The organism is Candidatus Limnocylindrus sp., from assembly GCF_040397235.1.
GTDB lineage: Bacteria > Chloroflexota > Limnocylindria > Limnocylindrales > Limnocylindraceae > Limnocylindrus.
The window spans coordinates 109,540-127,435 of record NZ_JBBAWH010000003.1; the positions used below are offsets into that span (position 1 = coordinate 109,540).

24 protein-coding genes are annotated in these 17,896 nt (G+C 64.3%); 12 read left to right on the forward strand and 12 right to left on the reverse strand.

The features are described from left to right. The first annotated feature begins 90 nt into the window (after window positions 1–90). Genes AC3LB0_RS03740 through AC3LB0_RS03765 form a run of 6 tightly spaced genes read left to right on the forward strand, consistent with a single transcriptional unit; the run spans window position 91 to window position 3,695 of the window. Window positions 91–783: an MIP/aquaporin family protein gene (locus tag AC3LB0_RS03740; RefSeq protein WP_488649824.1), complete on the forward strand. Its 693-nt coding sequence runs from the start codon at window positions 91–93 to the stop codon at window positions 781–783. Then, window positions 784–1,269: a nitroreductase/quinone reductase family protein gene (locus AC3LB0_RS03745; protein ID WP_488649825.1), complete on the forward strand. Its 486-nt coding sequence runs from the start codon at window positions 784–786 to the stop codon at window positions 1,267–1,269. It begins immediately after the preceding gene. Continuing rightward, window positions 1,266–1,967 (forward strand): AzlC family ABC transporter permease, encoded by a 702-nt coding sequence (locus AC3LB0_RS03750; protein WP_488649826.1) that lies wholly within the window; start codon window positions 1,266–1,268, stop codon window positions 1,965–1,967. Before AC3LB0_RS03745 ends, AC3LB0_RS03750 begins: the two co-directional genes overlap by 4 nt. After that, window positions 1,964–2,296 (forward strand): AzlD domain-containing protein, encoded by a 333-nt coding sequence (locus tag AC3LB0_RS03755; protein ID WP_488649827.1) that lies wholly within the window; start codon window positions 1,964–1,966, stop codon window positions 2,294–2,296. Before AC3LB0_RS03750 ends, AC3LB0_RS03755 begins: the two co-directional genes overlap by 4 nt. After that, a complete protein-coding gene (locus tag AC3LB0_RS03760; RefSeq protein ID WP_488649828.1) occupies window positions 2,293–3,252 on the forward strand; it encodes a beta/alpha barrel domain-containing protein in 960 nt (319 codons plus the stop codon). Before AC3LB0_RS03755 ends, AC3LB0_RS03760 begins: the two co-directional genes overlap by 4 nt. Beyond that, window positions 3,249–3,695 (forward strand): cytidine deaminase, encoded by a 447-nt coding sequence (locus tag AC3LB0_RS03765; RefSeq protein WP_488649829.1) that lies wholly within the window; start codon window positions 3,249–3,251, stop codon window positions 3,693–3,695. The genes AC3LB0_RS03760 and AC3LB0_RS03765 overlap by 4 nt, the downstream gene beginning before the upstream one ends. Window positions 3,696–3,830: 135 nt before the next feature. On the opposite strand, the gene AC3LB0_RS03770 is transcribed toward AC3LB0_RS03765, so the two are convergent. From AC3LB0_RS03770 to AC3LB0_RS03780, 3 genes are all read right to left on the reverse strand, one after another. Beyond that, window positions 3,831–4,001, reverse strand: coding sequence for a hypothetical protein (locus AC3LB0_RS03770; RefSeq protein ID WP_488649830.1), 171 nt, complete (start codon window positions 3,999–4,001; stop codon window positions 3,831–3,833). 67 nt (window positions 4,002–4,068) lie between these two features. Then, on the reverse strand, window positions 4,069–5,106 hold the full coding sequence (locus AC3LB0_RS03775) for a DNA recombination protein RmuC (protein WP_488649831.1): 1,038 nt from the start codon (window positions 5,104–5,106) through the stop codon (window positions 4,069–4,071). A gap of 55 nt (window positions 5,107–5,161) precedes the next feature. Further along, window positions 5,162–6,259 carry a threonine ammonia-lyase gene (locus AC3LB0_RS03780; RefSeq protein WP_488649832.1) on the reverse strand — a complete coding sequence of 366 codons (1,098 nt, stop codon included), beginning with the start codon at window positions 6,257–6,259 and terminating at the stop codon, window positions 5,162–5,164. A 46-nt stretch (window positions 6,260–6,305) separates the two neighbouring features. On the opposite strand from AC3LB0_RS03780, the gene AC3LB0_RS03785 reads away from it, so the two are divergent. Genes AC3LB0_RS03785 through AC3LB0_RS03795 form a run of 3 tightly spaced genes read left to right on the forward strand, consistent with a single transcriptional unit; the run spans window position 6,306 to window position 8,031 of the window. After that, complete coding sequence (locus tag AC3LB0_RS03785) at window positions 6,306–6,734, forward strand: GNAT family N-acetyltransferase (protein ID WP_488649833.1); 429 nt, start codon at window positions 6,306–6,308, stop codon at window positions 6,732–6,734. Then, a complete protein-coding gene (locus tag AC3LB0_RS03790; RefSeq protein ID WP_488649834.1) occupies window positions 6,731–7,672 on the forward strand; it encodes an EamA family transporter in 942 nt (313 codons plus the stop codon). Before AC3LB0_RS03785 ends, AC3LB0_RS03790 begins: the two co-directional genes overlap by 4 nt. Before the next feature lie 35 nt (window positions 7,673–7,707). Further along, complete coding sequence (locus AC3LB0_RS03795; RefSeq protein WP_488649835.1) at window positions 7,708–8,031, forward strand: winged helix-turn-helix domain-containing protein; 324 nt, start codon at window positions 7,708–7,710, stop codon at window positions 8,029–8,031. Window positions 8,032–8,038: 7 nt separating this feature from the next. Here AC3LB0_RS03795 and AC3LB0_RS03800 read toward each other — a convergent pair whose 3' ends face one another. Genes AC3LB0_RS03800 through AC3LB0_RS03810 form a run of 3 tightly spaced genes read right to left on the reverse strand, consistent with a single transcriptional unit; the run spans window position 8,039 to window position 11,455 of the window. Further along, window positions 8,039–8,458, reverse strand: a complete 420-nt coding sequence (locus AC3LB0_RS03800; RefSeq protein WP_488649836.1) for a hypothetical protein — start codon at window positions 8,456–8,458, stop codon at window positions 8,039–8,041. After that, entirely contained in the window at window positions 8,451–9,719 is a 1,269-nt protein-coding gene (locus AC3LB0_RS03805; RefSeq protein WP_488649837.1) for an aminotransferase class V-fold PLP-dependent enzyme, read from the reverse strand. The genes AC3LB0_RS03800 and AC3LB0_RS03805 overlap by 8 nt, the downstream gene beginning before the upstream one ends. Then, a complete protein-coding gene (locus AC3LB0_RS03810; protein ID WP_488649838.1) occupies window positions 9,716–11,455 on the reverse strand; it encodes an ATP-dependent DNA ligase in 1,740 nt (579 codons plus the stop codon). The genes AC3LB0_RS03805 and AC3LB0_RS03810 overlap by 4 nt, the downstream gene beginning before the upstream one ends. Window positions 11,456–11,480: 25 nt before the next feature. Here AC3LB0_RS03810 and AC3LB0_RS03815 point away from each other — a divergent pair, with 25 nt between their 5' ends. Then, on the forward strand, window positions 11,481–12,056 hold the full coding sequence (locus AC3LB0_RS03815) for a GNAT family N-acetyltransferase (RefSeq protein WP_488649839.1): 576 nt from the start codon (window positions 11,481–11,483) through the stop codon (window positions 12,054–12,056). A gap of 9 nt (window positions 12,057–12,065) precedes the next feature. Here the strand turns inward: AC3LB0_RS03815 and AC3LB0_RS03820 are convergent, their stop codons facing one another. The 4 genes from AC3LB0_RS03820 to AC3LB0_RS03835 are packed head-to-tail and all read right to left on the reverse strand — an operon-like array spanning window position 12,066 to window position 15,660. Next, entirely contained in the window at window positions 12,066–13,001 is a 936-nt protein-coding gene (locus AC3LB0_RS03820; RefSeq protein WP_488649840.1) for a nucleoside hydrolase, read from the reverse strand. A gap of 29 nt (window positions 13,002–13,030) precedes the next feature. Next, a complete protein-coding gene (locus tag AC3LB0_RS03825; protein ID WP_488649841.1) occupies window positions 13,031–14,020 on the reverse strand; it encodes an LON peptidase substrate-binding domain-containing protein in 990 nt (329 codons plus the stop codon). Then, on the reverse strand, window positions 13,947–14,357 hold the full coding sequence (locus tag AC3LB0_RS03830) for a HesB/IscA family protein (protein WP_488649842.1): 411 nt from the start codon (window positions 14,355–14,357) through the stop codon (window positions 13,947–13,949). The genes AC3LB0_RS03825 and AC3LB0_RS03830 overlap by 74 nt, the downstream gene beginning before the upstream one ends. A 49-nt stretch (window positions 14,358–14,406) precedes the next feature. Then, window positions 14,407–15,660, reverse strand: a complete 1,254-nt coding sequence (locus tag AC3LB0_RS03835; RefSeq protein ID WP_488649843.1) for an acetyl-CoA C-acyltransferase — start codon at window positions 15,658–15,660, stop codon at window positions 14,407–14,409. A gap of 39 nt (window positions 15,661–15,699) precedes the next feature. Here AC3LB0_RS03835 and AC3LB0_RS03840 point away from each other — a divergent pair, with 39 nt between their 5' ends. Continuing rightward, window positions 15,700–16,440, forward strand: a complete 741-nt coding sequence (locus AC3LB0_RS03840; RefSeq protein WP_488649844.1) for a hypothetical protein — start codon at window positions 15,700–15,702, stop codon at window positions 16,438–16,440. A gap of 7 nt (window positions 16,441–16,447) precedes the next feature. Beyond that, on the forward strand, window positions 16,448–16,891 hold the full coding sequence (locus AC3LB0_RS03845) for an SRPBCC domain-containing protein (protein ID WP_488649845.1): 444 nt from the start codon (window positions 16,448–16,450) through the stop codon (window positions 16,889–16,891). 16 nt (window positions 16,892–16,907) lie between these two features. Here AC3LB0_RS03845 and AC3LB0_RS03850 read toward each other — a convergent pair whose 3' ends face one another. Beyond that, the gene (locus AC3LB0_RS03850) at window positions 16,908–17,435 is read right to left on the reverse strand and encodes a hypothetical protein (RefSeq protein WP_488649846.1); all 528 of its coding nucleotides are present in this window, start codon (window positions 17,433–17,435) and stop codon (window positions 16,908–16,910) included. After that, the gene (locus AC3LB0_RS03855) at window positions 17,432–17,866 is read right to left on the reverse strand and encodes a DMT family transporter (protein ID WP_488649847.1); all 435 of its coding nucleotides are present in this window, start codon (window positions 17,864–17,866) and stop codon (window positions 17,432–17,434) included. Before AC3LB0_RS03855 ends, AC3LB0_RS03850 begins: the two co-directional genes overlap by 4 nt. Window positions 17,867–17,896 lie beyond the last annotated feature (30 nt).

The window sequence follows — 17,896 nt, forward strand, 5'->3', positions numbered from 1 at the left end:
GCATCCGGCTCATCTCTCATGGGGGCTGCCCTACAATCAGCCCCAATGGGGTGCCGCTGGCCCCCCGAAGACTCGTGGAGGTCCCTACGAATGCCCAGTCGAACCCTCGTCGCCGCCCTCGCCGCTGAGGTGATCGGCACCTTCCTCTTCTTCGTGGTCGGAGCGGGCGCGGTGATCATGGACGCCCAGACCGGCGGGGCGGTCGGCCTTATCGGGATCGCCCTCGCCCACGGCCTCGTTCTTGCCGCCCTTGGCACCGCCTTCGCCCCGATCAGTGGCGGGCAGTTCAACCCGGTGGTGACCGTGGCCCTCTGGCTGGTTGGCAAAGTCCGAACCATTGAGGGGATCCGCTACATCGCGGCCCAGCTGGTCGGCGCCGTTGCCGCTGGGTTCGCCCTCAAGCTCGCCTTCGGCGGCTTCGAGCCAGGCGACACCGCCTGGTCAGTTGCAGGCGGTGGATCACCCGCTGTTGCTGCTGGCCTGACCCAGGTCACGGCGATCGCCATCGAGGCGGTCCTCACTGCCGTGTTGGTCTACGCCGTCCTCCTGACCGCCGTTGATAAGCGCGCACCACAGCTCGGTGCACTCCTCATTGGCGGCGTGATCATCGCCGACATCATGGTGGGCGGACCGCTCACCGGCGCAGCAATGAACCCGGCGCGCTGGTTCGGCCCTGCGTTGGCGCTTGGCGACCTGTCGGCCGCCGTCGTCTACATCGTTGGGCCGCTCATCGGTGCGGTCGTGGCCGCACTCTCCGTTCGCTACCTCTTCGCTGAGCGCTAAGTGCCAGGCGACGATTGGGCGGCACGGCGCCCTTCGTGGCTGAAGGGGGCACAGCGCTGGTTCGGTCGACTGATTGGACTCGTTGCGCCGTTACACGCGCGCCTTGCACTTGCAACCAACGGTTGGGTGTCGCCCAACCTTGGTGGGCGACCGGGAATCATCTTGGAGACGATCGGTCGGCGCAGCGGCACGCCACGTCGCGTCGTGCTGACTTATCTCCCCGACGGTGATCGCATTGTGGTGATCGCCAGCAACTATGGACGCGAGGGTCACCCAGCCTGGTATCGCAACATCGAGGCCGAGCCGAGGGTCACGATCATCTACAAGCGTTTCCGACGACCGTATCGCGCGCGCATTGCCGTTGGTGAAGAGCGGCTGCGATACCTGCGCGCAACCGATGATGCGACGTACGGTGTGTACGCGGCGTATGCTCGAAAGACGTCGCGTGAGATCCCCGTTGTGATCTTGGAGCCCGCCGCGCAATGAGCGGAGTTGCGACCGTACTGAGCACCGCGCGCCGGCGCCTCGTCGTTGACTCGCTTGGTATCTGGGCTATCGCCATCATTGTTGGCGGCATCTTCGGCTTTACCGCGCGCCAGGGTGGGCTCTCACTGATTGAGGCGATCGCCTTCAGCGCGATTCTCTTCGCTGGCGCGTCACAATTTGCCGCTGTCGGCCTCCTGGTCGTCAACACGCCGTGGCCGTCGATCGTGCTGCTGGTGTGGCTGCTCAATGCACGACACCTCCTCTACTCCGCATCTGTTGCGCCGTACGCCGCGAAACTCTCGCTGAAACTCCGAGCGGGGCTCGCCTATCTGCTCACCGACGAGGCATTCGCCCTCACCACGGCACACATTGCACGCCTCGGCCGAATCGACATAAAAGGTGCCTGGTATGCGGGGCTCACGATCTTCGTTCCATGGAACCTCGCAACAATCGCCGGATGGCTCGCCGGTGCAGCGCTGCCCGACCCAGCAACCATTGGTCTCGATGTGGTCTTCCCCGCGGCGATGGCTGGGCTCGCCATCGGCCTCGTGAAGGATCGCGCGGCGCTTGTTGCACTGCTTGTTGGTTGTGGCAGCGCAGTTGCCGCAGCGCTCCTGGTTGATCCAAGCGCAGCGATCATGATTGGCGGCCTCGTTGGGCCACTAGTGGGGCTCGCACTCTTTCGGAGGCGCGCGTGAACAACGACCTCTTGAGCGCCGATCTAATCCCGCTCGCGATCCTTGGTGGGCTCGGCACGTATGCGGCGCGCGCACTACCGATGCTGGTCCCTGGTATCGATCGCCTGCCACCCGCCGTCCTTGAGTACCTTCGGCTGATCGGCCCAGCGGTGCTTGGCGCGATCGCTGCGGCATCGGTGTTCGTGCAGGGCGGTGTCTTCACCGTTGGCCCTGAGGCGGTAGCCGTGTTCGCTGGCGCCGCTGCGGGCCGCTGGCGGGGCAACCTACTTGTAGGCATGACGCTCTCCGTGTTGGTGGTACTCGCACTGCGCACTATCCTTGGCGCATGATTGACCTGAACGGGATCCAGCTTCGGAATCGTCTGGTCACCAGTTCAAGCCTCCTCGGCTACGGCGCACCGAAGGGCCGCTTCGCGATCACCGGTCTCTCGCCGCTCGTAAACTTCGTTGATCTGCGGCGCTTCGGCGCGGTCACCGTGCGCACTGTGACTGAGCAGCCGCGCGAAGGGCACTTCACCCTGCGTGAGTCGTGGGGGGCAACAGACCTACCCGAGTTCTTCCGCCTCTATCGCGGAGCACTCCAGGAGGCAGATGGTGGTTGGCTCAACGCGTTCGGCTGGTCGAACATTGGGGTTGAGCGCTACTTCGATGAGTACTTCCCGCGCACGAGCGAGCAGAACCGAATCCTCTCGCTCGGTGGCTTTAGTGCTGACGAGTTTTCGTCGCTCGTGGAGACGGTGAATCGCCGCGCGAAGCCAGGCGAGCTCGCCGCCGTGGAGTTCAATGTCTCCTGTCACAACGTAAACTTTGACTTCAGTGCAATCATCGAGGAGGTGTTGCGACGAGCCGTGCCGGCCTCGCGCTTCCCGGTGATCCTGAAGCTCTCCCCCGACTTTGACTACCTCGAGCATGCGCGTCTTGCCGAGGCGACGGGGGTCGCTGCGATCTCTGCGATCAACACGGTGAAGGGGCTGCGGCTCAACCCAGCGACCGGGACACCGCTGCTGAAGAACCGTTACGGCGGCCTCTCCGGGCGTGCGATCAAGCCAATCGGGCTGCGCGTGGTTAGCGAGCTGCGCGAGGCGGGGATCATACTCCCGATTATCGCTGGCGGCGGCGTGCGCACCTTCAACGATGTGCGCGAGTACGGCTGGGCGGGGGCCGACGCCTGCTCGCTCGGCTCCGAGGCGTGGCTGAAGCGCATTTGGTCGCTGCCGTTTGCACCGCTCCATGCGCTGCACATTCGCCGACTGATCGGCCAAGTAGAGGGGTGGAGTCCACGATGAGGATCACCGAGGCCGACCTCACGCCAATTGAGGCGAAGCTCGTTGCCGCGGCGCGTGCCATTCGTCCGCGCGCATACGCGCCGTACTCCAGTTACACGGTTGGCGCTGCCGCAGCCGACGAGAACGGCGGGATTCACGTTGGCGCGAACATGGAGCGTGTCGACTACACCCTGACCGTGCACGCCGAACAGCACACGATGAATGCGATGCGCCTAGCCACCGATGCGCGTGCCGTCGCTCTCGCGTTTGCGGTGCAGTCACCAGCGGAAGCGCCGGCGCCGTGTGGAATCTGCCGCCAGAGGATTCGCGAGTTCGCGGCGTCGCTTTCGATTCCGATCGTCGCCGTTAACTTCGACGAGCAACTTGAGATCCTGCGCATCAATCGCTACCCGTTCGATCTGCTCCTGCCTAACTCCTTCGGCCCGGAGAACATCGGCAAATAAAAACGCCCCGCCGCGGCATCAGCCACAACGAGGCGCTTCTATCTGATCGTCAGCGTTAGCTGCGGAGATCCTTATACGCCGCCCAGAGAACTGGGAGACTTACCAAGAAACCAAGCACGAAGACGATCGGGTCGTTCACTTGCTCTTCTTGGCGAGCAGGGTGCCGAGCGAAAGGATCGCTGGAACCCACAGGCCGATGTAGATTGAGGTCTCGGTGTTCTGGACAAATCCGACACCAAAGTAGTGCGCGAGTGAAAGTGCGAGGCTGGCTACTGCAGCCAAGATGTACAGGTTCTTCGAATCCATGTTTCCTCCCTAAAGTTTGAGCTGAACTTCAGCCCTCCCAAAACGGTAGCCGATTCGCCGATATAACTCAATCGTTAAGGGCTGGGGCTGCCGGATCGTCGCCCGCGGTGAGTTCTACCCGCTCGATCCTCTCGCCTCGGTCAAGCACCTTCTTTGAGGAGATCTTGATCTGCTCAATGTCTTTATTGGCCTGCCCGAAGTGCCCCTCAAGGCTCTCTACGCGCTCGCCAAGGCGGCCCACGTCGTCGAGAATCAGCCGCACCTCGCGCTGGATCAGCGAGGCCTGCGCGGCGATCTTGGTGTCGATGTAGACCGAACGAAGGTTGGTGAGCCAGCCGTGAATGGTGTTCGGGCTGGCGAGGTAGACCCGCCTCTTACTCGCGTACTCCACCAGATCGGCGAAGTGCTGCAGCAGCTCACCGTAGATGGACTCTGCCGGAATGAACATGAGGGCGAGATCACGGGTCTCTCCCTTGATGAGGTACTTCGATGAGATGTCGTCGATGTGCTTCTTTACGTCGACCTTGAACTGGCGCTCAGCAACGATGCGCGTGGCATCCTCGCTGGCGGCCAGCATGCTGCGATACGACTCGAGTGGAAACTTTGAATCGACGGCGAGATCACCGCCACGCTCACCGAAGCGAATGAGGCAGTCGACGCGGGCACGATTCGAGAGGGTTGCCTGGAATTCGTAGAGCTCGGCGGGGAGCACATCTTCCACGATCTGCTCCAGGCGCACCTCGCCAAACGCGCCACGCGCCTGATTGCTTCCAAGGATGCCGACAAGATCGACGACCTGACCCTTCAACTCTTCAATCTGCTGCTGCGCACGGTCGATAATACCGAGGCGTTCGCCCACTTGCTGCAACTGCTCTGTGGTGCCCTTCGCGCCAGCAACCAGCGCCTGCTGCACGCTCTCTCGATCGCGATTGGACTGCGTTACGAGTCCCTGCACCATGGCGGCGAGTTGTGCGGCCTGAATGGCGGCACGCTGGTCGGGCGGAGTTGGGCGCCCAGCGCGGAGCGCTGCGTAGATCGATGCAAGAGCGGCGGTGCCCGTAAAGAGAATGGCAACTAGCAAGAGCGGATCGTTCATGCCAGCCATCTTGCCTGATCACCGTGCCGACTGTTTGGCACAGTCGCGCAGCCGCGGAGCGGAGTTACGCGCCTGGAACGGGCGCTGCGCGCTCGAGGAATTCAGGGATGCGCGTGAGGTCAACGTTGCCACCGCTCAAGATGACGACCACGCGATCACCAGGGATGACGGGGATGCGGCCAAAGAGAAGTGCGGCGAGTGCGGCGGCGCCGGCAGGCTCAATGACCTGCTTGAGGCGCTCCATCGCAAAGCGCAGGCCACCGAGGATCTCCTCGTCGGGGAGGGTAATCAGAGCGTCGAGATGCGACGACGCGATTGGGAGAGTCCAGGATCCTGCATATGGTGCGCCGAGTCCGTCAGCGATCGTGTCGGGGGTGACTGGAACGATCCCGCCTGTATCCACGGCTTGTTTCACCGCAGACGAGCCGTCGGGCTCAACGCCGTAGAGGCGAATCTCGGGCTTGAGTGCGCGAAGCGCAATGGATGCGCCGCAAAGCATGCCGCCACCACCAAGTCCCCCAATGACGACATCAGCCTCGGGAATCTGCTCAAGGATCTCAATGCCCATGCTGCCGTGTCCGGCAATCACAAACGGGTCATCGAACGGGTGGGCATCGATGAGACCACGCTCTGCGACGATCTTGCTCTTGAGCTCGCCAGCAGTGCCCATGTTCCCCTCGACAAGGTGCATCGTGGCACCGTACGCCTTGCAGGCGGCGATCTTTGCGGGCACCGCCTTTGCCGGCATGACGACCTCGACAGGGATGCCGTAGGCGCGACCCGCCCAGGCGTATGCGGCGGCGGCGTTCCCCGCGCTAAAGGTGATGATCCCGCGGCGCTTCACATCCTCAATGCCAAAGAATTCAACAAGTCGCGCGACACGATTCAGCATGCCGCGAACCTTGTATGAGCCGCTGCGCTGCAGATGCTCGGACTTAAATCGCACGCGTCCGTCGCCAAGGAGTGGGCCGCCGCTACGGCGAATTGCGTCGGCAGCACCGACTGAGGCGAGGATTGGCGTGATGTGCAGCTTCCCTGCGGTGCGCTGGACCGCATCCTTCACTGCCTTCAGATCCATGCTGAACCGCTCGCCCGTCAGGGGGTCGGTGGTCGGCAGTGGCGGATAGGCGGGGCGCTGTTCGCGAGCGGGTAGGTCGGGCATGTGGGAACGGTAGTACATGCGCGGGGGGAGCAGGTAGCCTGTACGCATGCTGAAAATTCGACCTGCAACCTTCGAGGAGATCCTGAACCTGCGCCACACCGTGCTGCGCGCGGGGCGGCCGCTGGAGAGCGCCTACTACCCAGGTGATGAGGCTGGCGCTGGTGCGCACTGGGGCGCCTGGAGCGGCGGTGAGCTCACCTCCTGCGTCTCGCTTTATGCCGTTGAGGGCCCCAGCACCCAACTCCGCGGCGCGGCAACCGCCCCCCACTGGCGCAACCAGGGGATCGGTGAGGCGCTAATGCGCGCCGCCATCGCCGCCTGGTGGTCCGACACGAGTGCCCCGCGCGACCTCTGGTGCAACGCGCGGGTGGCGGCGATCACCCTCTACGAGCGCCTCGGCTTTATCGCCGAGGGGGAGCGCTTCGAGTTCCCCCAGGTCGGCCCACATCAGCGCATGCGCTGGGTTGCTCCATGATCGGCGCCCTCTTCGGCGTGATCGCCGCCTTCTCCTGGGGTGGTGGTGACTTCCTGGGCGGGCTCGCCAGCCGTCGCCTCCCAACCTTCCTTGTCGTCGCCGCAAGCCAGACGGCAACGCTTGCGCTCCTCATCCCCGTTGCTCTCGCCATTGGCGGCGCGCCGCCAACTGGCGCTGTCCTGCCCACCACGGCGATCGCCGGAATTGTGGGCGGCACCGGTGTGCTCTTGCTCTATCACGGGTTTGCACACGGCCGCATCTCTATTGTTGCCAGCATCGCCGGCACGCTCTCTGCACTGATTCCCGTTGGAGTCAGCATCTTGCAGGGTGAGATTCCATCACTCCTTAGACTCGTTGGATTCTTGGCGGCCATCGTTGCGATCATCATCGTCTCGACGAGCGCTGTTGAGCATGCCGTCGCTGGCGAGGCGGGTGCGCACGCCGATGCATCGAGTGGCGCGGCGGCTCGCGGCGGTGCGTTCTACGGAGTGGCGGCTGGCATCTGCTTCGCAAGTTTCAGCCTGATCTTCGCCGGTGTTGAATCAGACGCAACGGTGTGGCTCATCACCATCCTGCGCATTGCCAGCGTCTCCGCGTTGGCGCTGGTCTTCATTGTGGCTCGCCTGGTCGGCCGTCGGCCACCTGGCGATGAGCCGATTCGCGATGGCGCGATTCCCACGAGCCTGCTGCCACGACTGCGCCTCCTGCTGCTCCTCACCGTGGCGGGCACATGCGAAACGGCGGGGAATCTCTTCTTCTTCCTCTCGAAAGAGGAGAGCGGTGTGGCGGTGGCGGCGGTCTTCACCTCGATCGCGCCAATCACCACGGTGATCTTTGCGGCGCTGCTACTGGGCGAACGCGTGACCGCGCGCCAAGCTTTGGGGATTGCCCTTGCGGGCGTTGCAACCATTGCGATCGCCCTCGGCGGCGTGGCGTAGACGAACTGTTACAGAACCGCTACTATCGCTCTCCCATGACTGATACATCGCCTGTAGAGCCGACGCCCATCGCGATCGACCGCGCTAGTGGCGCGTTGCGACTCGCTGAGCAGACGATCACCCTCACCGGCACAGAGCTGCGACTCCTCTCGCTCCTGATCGAGCGACTCGGTGATGCGGTCTCGCATCAAGAGATTCGTGACCACGTGTGGGGCGAGAACTGGGCCGGCGGCGACGAGGCGCTGCGCGTTGCCGTCAATCGCCTCCGCAAGAAGTTTGAGAACAATCAGCGTCGTCCACAGATCTTGGTGAGCGTTCGCGGCATCGGCTACCGCCTGATCGGCACACGCCAGGCGTAACGCTCCGCTACAGCTGCGCGAAGAGCGGCTTGAGGAACTGGCTCTCAATCACGAGCGCGATGTACGCCACGGGAAAGCTCGCGAAGAGGCCGAGCACTGCTGACCACCCAGATCGCTCCGTGCCGTTTCCGTCTGCGCGCGGTTGCGGAACGATCAGATAGGTGATGAGGCTGCCAAAGATCACCGTGCCGAGCACCAAGAGTGCCGCCGCTTCGGTGCGCAGATCACGCCCGCCGATGACGCTGCTCAAATCGGCGCCGCTCCGCAGCGCACGTTCTACCTGCAGGTCGTAGAGGAGATACCCGAGCGTCAATAGTGCCGCGATGGAGACGTTCGAGAAGACGGCGCGAAATACCGGCTTCGGTGCATGGAGCAGCTGATAGATGCGACGGCCGATGAAGCCGCGTGGGCGGCGTGACTTAGCCATGCAGGATTTCGATGGTCGGCCGCTTCGGCAGCGTCTCGGGGGTGTGCGCGGCGAAGAGAGCGATCAGCTCGGCGATGCGCGCCACCTCGGCCTCGGTGTTCCAGAAACCCCACGAGGTGCGAAGTGCGGCGGCAGAGCCTGGGCGGCCGTCGATGGCTGGGAGGCTTGGCACGCGGCGGGTGATGGCGAAGGCGCGTCGGGTGAGCTCCTCCACGAGCTGTTCGGGCTTCCAGCCAGCCACGCGGAGCGAGACGATCGTGGCGTGCCCCCCAGCGGGGGCGAGCATCTGCACCCCTGGCAGGCCCCGCACGGCGGCGTGGAACTCGGCGGCGAGGCGCTGGGCACGATCTGTGGCCCACGGCAGGCCGACCTGCATGGAGAGCCAGCCAGCCGCTCGGGCAGCCCCCGCGAGTGATGGGCGGCTGAATCCTGAGACCTGGAAGCGGCGTGCATCTGAGCGGAAGGTCCCTACCCCGTTCAGTGGCTGCCCATCGAACGCCATATAGCCCCCGATGACGGGTCGGAAGGTTTCGGCGGCAAGTGCCTGTGGTGAGAGGCGAACCCCAGCGAGCCCCTCGACGCCGAGGAGCCACTTCTGCGACGGGAAGGCGAGTAGGTCGGGGTTCAGCGCGTCGACATCATCGCGCAGAGCGCCAACCCCTTGGGCACTGTCGAGGGCCGTAGTGATCCCCGCAGCGCGGGCCGCTGCGAGGAGTGGCGCGACGGGCAGCACTCGGCCGCTGATCCATGAGACGCGCGAGAGGAGGAGCAGCTTCGTCGGCGCACCAAGAAGCGGGAGCACGTTCGCCACGATCTCGTCATCGCTGAGTGGCTCGCTAGCGGAGTCGCAGAGTGAGAGGGTTTGAATGACGACGCCGGTGCGCGATGCAAGTGCGGCGAGACTGCCACGAATCGCTGGGTACTCTTCGTCAAACGTGATGATGCGATCGCCAGCGCGCCACTCCATGCCAAGAATGGGTCGGAGTACCAACTCGGTGGTGCTGTGACCAATGGCTACAAGCTCAAGATCGGTGGCGAGCACACTGGCGAAGACGCCTCGCAACTCATTGGCGCGCTCCTCAACGTCATCCATGGCGTGCTCTGTGGCGCGCCCGGTCTGCAGCTCTTGGTCGTGCACTGCGCGCATCGCCGCGTCAACCTCAGATGGCACCGGTCCGTTGCTCCCAGCGTTGAGGTAGATACTCGCCTCTGTTGAGGGCATCGCCTTGCGCAGCTCGGCGACCTTCTCGTGCTCGCTCATTCCGTCTCTCCTGCTGATCCGTTAGAGGCGCGGCAGCGTGCTTCGATCGCCGAGAGCGAGGCGATCTGATCGGGGCCGAGGTCGGTGCGGAAGCGCACGATGCGTGGGCCGCGGAGGGTATAGCCCGACCCGCTGCGATGACTGCGGCGCAGCTCATCGAATGAAACCTCTACAACGGTGCGCGGCTCAACGCTGCGATAGTTGCCGAGCTGCGCAACGGTGTGCTCCTCAAACCAGCGCCCCATCTCGGTCATCTCGTGTTCGCCGAACTGTGCTGAGGCGCGGCCAAGGGTTGTGAGCCGCCCCGAGAGGTCGTCGCGCACGGCGAAGGTCAACTCCGACAAGAGCGTTCGGCGACGACCAACGCCGTACTCCACGCCAACCACCACACAATCAACGCTATCAATCGGATTCGTCAACTTAAGCCATGCTGATCCGCGACGACCTGGGGCGTATGCGGCGGTGGTGGACTTCAGTACGACCCCTTCGGAGCCACGCATGCGCGCGGCAATGAACTCCGCCTCAATCTCTTCAATGCCACCGACCAGTCGCTGTGGTGCAACATGAATGACGCCGCCACATTGCTCCGTGATGCCAATCGTAGAGAGTGCGGCGTATCGCTCGTGGAGTGGCGTGCCGATCAGGAGTTGATCGTTCTGGGCGATGAGGTCGAAGGCGATGAACTGCACGGCAGTGCGCTCACGCTCGTGCAGCGTGGTCTCTGCACCGCTCAGTCGTGATTGCACCGCACTCACTGGAAGAGGGTGTCCCTCTTCAAAGGCGATGATCTCGCCATCGAGCACCAGCGACCCCGATAGTTGCGCTGCGGCGGCGGCGATCTCGGGGAGCGCCACGGTGATCTCGTTGGCGTCTCGCCCGTAGAGTGCAACCTGGCCATCGGCGATATGCAGTTGCGCACGAATGCCGTCGTACTTGTCTTCCACGGCAATAGCTCCGGCGGCGATCTCGCTCAGTCGCTCCATCGCATCGGCGGCGCTGGCGGCTGGGGCGGCGAGCATGGCTGGGATCGGATGAAAGTAGCGGAGCTTCGCCTCGGCGAGGGCACCGCGCTTCGCCAGAAGCGCCACGCGGCCGGCATCCCCCTCAAGGGTCATCGCCCAACGAACAGCGCTTACATCCGCACCGAAGGCTGCGGCGATCGCGCCTTCGAGGAGGCCGTCGCGCAGGCCAATCTGCACGTCACCAGAGAGCATGCGCACGATGTACTTCGCCGCGATGGGTGAGGTGCCGTAGAAGAGCTGCATCAGCAGGTCGTGACGGCGCTGGCCACTGGCGCCACGAATTGCGGCGAAGGCATCGGGGAGCGAGCGGAGGGTCGGCGCTGAGCTGGCCCCAGCCACGGGCAAGACCCCTGTGGCGCTGGCGATGGCGCTGCTGCGCACCTGCGCGTGGCGCTCCTCGCTGGCAGCAGCCTCTCCAGCAATGGGACGCTCACTCTCGAGGAGCTCCTCAACGGCGAGGCCGATGTCGCCGGTCTCGTCGAGGATCTTGGCGAGCGAGCCGGCCGGTGCGCCCGCGACCTCCTCGACCGCCTTGGCGAGTGCCGGCCATGAGACGGCACCTGCCTGGGGGGTGCCGCGGCTCCCAAGGAGTCGGCAGATCACCTCAAGGTCAACCTCGTCGGCGACACGGAGCGCCTCCGCAAAGAGACGTGCCTTCTCCGAGGTGCGCGAGGCGCCCTCAATCTTGCGTGCCAACTGCATCCAACTAAGCATCGAGGCGATCGTATACCGTGACCGCGTGATCGGATCGCAGCCCCATAGATCAATCGGCGGACATGAGGCAATCCTCGTGGGCGAGCACGTCGCGCTGCGCCCACACACCACCGATACCCTCCCAGCGCTCAAGCGCTGGTATGCCGATCCGGAGCTGGTGCGCCTCGCCCGTCACCGCAACGAGCCACTCACCGGCGATGAGGTGGAGCGCATGGTCCGCGACCGCTTCAGCACCGCCCAGATGCTCGCCTTCGCCCTCTATGAACGTGTTGGCACGGCAGAGCATCTCATTGGTAGCTGCACGCTGGCGAATCTCGATATTGAGAACGGCGCTGCAAGCTTCCACTTGATGATCGGCGAGCCTGCCGCTCGTGGCCGCGGCCTCGGCAGCGAGGCGACGCGACTCGTTACCAAGTTCGCCTTTGAAGCCCTCGGCCTCCATCGCATCAGCCTCACCCTCTTCGCCTTCAACGAGGCGGCGCTGCGCTGCTACACCAAGGCGGGCTTCACCGAAGAGGGGCGCATGCGCAATGCGATCACGCGCGATGGACGGCGCTGGGACGAAATTCAGATGGGACTCCTCGCAACCGACGCGTCGTAGCGCGAGAGGCTAGGCGCGGAACGCCTTTCGGGTCATCTCGATAAATCGCTCGCGATCAACACGGTAGACCACCCGGCAGTTCGGCTCGCGCTTCGTGTTGCCCAGGTGATCAACGATGGTTTGTCCGCGCTCGTGCCCAAGGCCGAGCGACACCTCAACACGAAGATGCGCTTCGCTACTCGCGATATCAGGCTCGAGCGCCACAGCCATCGCAATTGGATCTGGCCAGTCGAAGCCCTTCAGCTTTGACGACTCTTCGCAGAACTTTCGCAGCACACGCTGAATGTCGATGCTGTACTGGCCGAGTGGTCCGAGCGAGCGCAGCTCTGCGGCGAGATCATCTTCAATGACGGCGTCGGCCACAGAGACATCCCAGCCGACCATCTCCACCTTCATGCCGGACTCGAACACGATGTGGACCGATTCGGGATCGACCCACCAGTTGAATTCGGCGAGCGGCGTGATGTTGCCAGGGAGTACGCCCGTGCCACCCATGATCACGCAGCGCTTCACCCAGCTAGCGAACTTTGGCTCAATGCGAATGGCGAGGGCGAGATTCGTGAGCGGCCCAAGTGCAACGAGCTCGAGCTCGCCTGGCTCTTTGCGGAATGCGTCGATCATTGCGTGGACTCCGTCCCGACTTGTTGCTTTGCGGCCCTTCAGCGGTAGTCCGATGTCACCCATGCCGTCGGCGCCGTGCACATGCTGCGCAGTGGCAAACGCCCGCACGAGCGGCATCTCAGCACCGGCATGTACGGGAATGCTCTTGCCGCACAGTTCAGCCGTGTAGAGGGCGTTTTGCACGCCGAGCTCCACTGGAACGTTGCCGATCACAACCGACATGCCAACGACTTCGGTGTTCGGATGCTTTAGTGCCATGACGATCGCCACGACGTCGTCAGAGGCGGTATCGGTGTCGATCCACATGCGGCGGATTGGGCTCATGCGCCCATCGTATCTGCTGTGAGTGCGCGCTAGTTGCGGCGTTCTGAAAGCGCGGCGGGGTCGGCCTGCCACGGTCGAATCCCCTCGGCGAGGAGCAGATTCTCGCGATCAAGATGTGCGGCGAGCAGGGTGAGGCGCGCCAGCGCATCAGGGGCTTCGAGGAGCGCCTGGCGCTGCTCAAGGCTCAGCTGCACAACACCGCCAACCACGTGCGAGAGGCCAACCGGATCGTCGCTCCCCGAGAGGCGGTCGATGGCCGTGGCAAGCAGTTCGCCATCAGGATCGCCCTCCTCGTCGGGAGACTCATCGTCGCCCGCGCTGTACTCGGTGATCTTGGCCGGCCCAGCGGCGGCGTTCGACGCCACAAGGAGACGCTCAATCTCGGCGACCACCTCTTGGCTGAGCGCCGTACCCTGCTCCTCTTCCAGCGCGTCGTCAATGGCTTCAGGGGTTACCTCGCCGTCCTCGATGTATTCGCCCTCCTCCTCCTCTTCGTCGCCGTCGTCGTCATGGTCGTGCTCATCAACGCCGCGCAGCAGCTCGAGATAGTCGATGAAGAGATCGGAGACACGCTCCGCAGTGGCGCGCACGCGCTCAGCCGATTCGCCCACCGCCTCGTCGAGGAGTTCGACCTCGGCCTGTAGGTATGGGGCACTGCGATCAAAGTTCGTAACGCGGAAGCGCTGCGTGCCGAGCCCCACGATGTCCCAGCGCCCATCGATGTAGCGCGTCGCCTCGCGAATCTCAGCGAGGGTGCCGATCTCAGAGAGGCCGTCGTTTCCGGAACGAATCACCCCGAACGGCTGGTTGAGCTCAAGGCAGCGCTTCACCATCAGGCGATAACGCGGTTCAAAGATATGCAGCGGTAGGGCAACGCCGGGGAAGAGAACGAGTTGTAGCGGGAAGAGCGGGATCAGTTTCGGCGCGTCGCCGTTCTGCTCCAGGTCAGTGGCTGCAGGCCGAGGCCTGTCCCGCCGAATCCGCCGTGCGGAAGCTGGAGCCGCAGCCGCAGCCGCCAACAGAGTTCGGATTCTCCACGACGAAGCCGGCGCCCATCATCGCGTCAACGTAGTCAACGGTTGAGCCTTGAATTAGCGGCACGGCCTTCTCGTCAACGTAGACGCGCACGCCGTTCGCCACGAAGACGCTGTCGCCTGGATTCTCAACATCGTCGAGCATCATGCCGTAGCGATAGCCGCTGCAGCCGCCCGAAACGATATAGACGCGCAGGCCGATCAGGGGATTCGTCTCGCCCTTGGCGAGCTCAACAACCTTGGCGGCGGCGGTGTCGGTGAGGGCGAGAACGGGTGCTCCGGCTGGCGCCTCGTTGGCGACCTGTGGCTCCTGGTTCAACATCGCTCCTCCTTCGGCATCTGCCGCTACTCCGACCTAGATTCTAGCGCGCCTACGCCTCTACGCGCTCAACCAGCATGGCGATCCCCTGGCCTACCCCCACGCACATGGCGGCGATCCCGTAGCGACCACCGCTGCGGCGGAGCTCGCGGACCAGGGTCGTGGCCATTCGTGCTCCAGAGGCGCCGAGGGGGTGCCCGAGGGCGATGGCGCCGCCGTGCACATTGGTCTTCGCCGGGTCGAGCCCAAGCTCGGTGATACAGGCGACCGCCTGGCTGGCGAACGCCTCATTGAGCTCCACGCGGTCGATGTCGGCGACGGTGAGCCCGGTGCGCTCTAGCAGTTTGCGAATCGCTGGGATCGGCCCCGCGCCCATCACCGACGGATCCACGCCGGCAACCGCCGTTGCAACGATGCGGGCGTACGGCTTCAAGCCGAGGACTCGCGCGCGCTCCGACTCCACAACGAGGAGTGCGGCAGCGCCATCATTGATGCCAGAGGCGTTGCCTGCGGTCACGGTGCCATCGGCGGCGAAGGCGGGCTTCAGCTTTGCGAGTGCGGCGGCACTGCTATCGGGTCGCGGATGCTCATCGCGATCAACAACGATCGGCGCGCCGGAGCGCTGTGGGATGGAGACGGGCACGATCTCTTCTGCAAAGATGCCGCTCGCGGCGGCGGCTGCGGCGCGCTGCTGTGATGCGAGGGCGAGTTCGTCTTGCGCCTCACGGGTGACGTGCCACTGGTCGGCGACGCGCTCCGCCGTTTCGCCAAGTGAGATCGCTGGATACTTGGCATGGAGTCGCGGATTCACAAAGCGCCAACCGATGGTGGTGTCGACGAGCTCACGATTGCCGCGCTCAAGGCCACTCTCAGGCTTCAGGGTGACGAGCGGTGCACGGCTCATGCTCTCTACGCCGCCTGCCACCACCACCTCAGCATCGCCAACGGCAATGGCGTTCGCCGCTGCGGCGAGCGCCTGCAAGCCGGAGCCACAGAGTCGATTCACCGTTTGCCCTGGCACCTCAACGGGGTAGCCGGCAACAAGGAGCGCCATGCGCGCCACGTTACGATTGTCTTCGCCGGCCTGGTTGGCGCAGCCCAAGATCACATCATCGATGTCGGCGGCGTTGATGCCGCTGCGGGCAACGAGCGCCTCGAGGACGGTAGCGGCAAGGTCGTCGGGGCGAACGCCAGCGAGCGCGCCGCCGTAGCGACCGAAGGGGGTGCGCAGCGCCTCAACGATCCAGGCCTCCTTTAGGGGGCGGCCCGGGGTGCTGCTCTGGGAGAGTGGTGCGCTACTGCTCATGCGCTCAGTCTACGCCCGCCCCTCGGCTAGGATGGGGCCATGAGCGAGACCCTCGTACCCATCGCCCCCGCCCTCCCCCCGATCGCGACCAGCCTCACCCCTGGGCTCCCCACGGCGGCCGAGCTCTTCGACTTCGCCGGTGGGGCAGAGCGCCGCTTCAGCACCCTGCGCCTCCGTATTGAGGAGCGCGCGGTGACAGCCGCGGGCGAGAGCCTCGGATCGGTTGAACTCCTCATTGATCGGCCCCTAGCCCGCGTCACCACGGTGCATCCGCAGGGCGGCTACGACGTGTGGGTCACCGACGGCGCCAACGTACGCAGCTACAACGCAGTCACGAAAACCACCACGCGCCGACCGCATCGCGCGGCGCCAACAGGCCTCGACGACAGTGGCCTACCGCAAAGCTCGCGCGTGCCGACCAACATGGGTCCGCTCCCCGGCAAAGGTTGGGCGACCAGCTTCGTTCGCCCTGGTTCGTTCTGCAGCAGCGTCCTCGCAGGTGCGGTGCTCGGTGCCGTGCACGAGACACGCCTCGTTGGACGTGTCGCACTCACCATTGAGGCGGCAGCCCCACGCGCCGTTGCTCTTGAAGGCGATCGCGCCGACTTCCGCTTCCGCGTCACCTTCGATCGACTCACCGGCCTCTTGCTTGGTGTAGAAGAGTTCCGCGGTACGCATCTGGTGCGCAGTGCGCTCTGCACCGCGTTTGAGGCGGATGCCTCTATTCCTGCCAGTGCCTTTGATCTTGAAATTCCACCTGACGTTGTGACGCTCTACTGAGCCGCCGATGAGTGAGATCGTTGGCCAGGCGTTGCTCGAAAAGTCGGTAGCGCACCTCGTCGCCGCGAGCGACAGCCCAGAACTCATTGCAAAACTAATTCCTGGATGCGATGGTCTGCATCGCATCGATGCAGAGCACATAGAGGGCCGTCTCGCGACACAGGTTGCCGGCATTCCGATTGAGGCCGCCATCTCTGTTCGTCGCACTGTTGAGGTACTCAGCGGCGGCGTGACCCGACTGCATCTACGACTAAAAGTGCGCCCCGACATTGGCGGTCATGCGATTGTCGTTGCCCTCATTGATCTCACCGAGGCGAGCGCAACGAGCAGCAACGCCTCGTGGCGAACCTCAACGGAGCTTGATCCGATGCTCGCCGTAATGGCGGGGCAGCGTGTAGAAGAGTTCTTGCGCAGTTCGATTGACCACCTGATCGCGGGCCTCGCAAGCTAAGCGCGTCGCGTCGGCGCTAGGCGTTCAGCGCCACCCAGATTGCGGCGAGCACGATTAACGCCAAGGCGGCGATCATCAGCACCCACCCGGCGCGAAAGAGTGCACGCCCGCGGCTGATCGGCCACCAGGCAACAACGGAGCGCGCGATGCGCAGCGCCGCCTCAGCCATGGTGACAAAGAGTGGGATTGAGCCAATCAGGAGCGGCACCTTGACGATGCCATCGCTCCACTTTGCGCCAAGGTTCAGTGCGCTAATCACAATCGTGCCGCAGATGAGTGCAACAACGCTGAGATAAATGTAGCCGCCGCGCAGTGGCGTTGGGTCAGTCTCTGGAACGTATGCGGGGAGACCGTCGTCGGCGATTGGCACAGGCTGGCGATCGAGCTTGATCATCCCTGGCTCGTAGCGCTCATCAACGAGCACGCCGCGCATCAAATCACCTGCGTCCGGCGCCTCCTCGTGCGCGCCTGGGAGTGCGTGTGGCAGCGCCTCAGCGCCGTCGATCTGATCGGGGCGAATGATGCGTTGGCGCTCGTTGCTCATCGTCGAGCGAGCAGGAAGCCGACAACCGCCAGAGCGATGCCGAGGATGCGCGTGGCGGTCACAGGGATGGCTGCGGCGCCAAGGAGGCCGAACCCATCAATCGCGAGTGCGGCGCCGAGAGAGCCGAGGATGTAGATCAGGGTCGCCTCGGTCACGCCGAGCACCGGCACGGTGGTGGCAAATCCGGTCACGATCAGCGCGCCGAAGAGGCCTCCGGTCAGCAGGAGTGGTGGCACCCTTGTGGCCTCAACAAGCTGCAGCTTGCCGCTCAACAGCGCCACAACGAGCAGCACCGCAAGGCCGCCGATGAACGAGACAACGGCGGCGCTCACCGGATCGGTGCGGCGCCCGAGTTCGGCATTCACGATCGACTGCACCGATGAGCCGACACCAGCGGCAAAGATGAAGAAGGCCAAGGCTAGAAACTGCATGCGTCCCCCTTTATTGGTTTGACCCGAGCT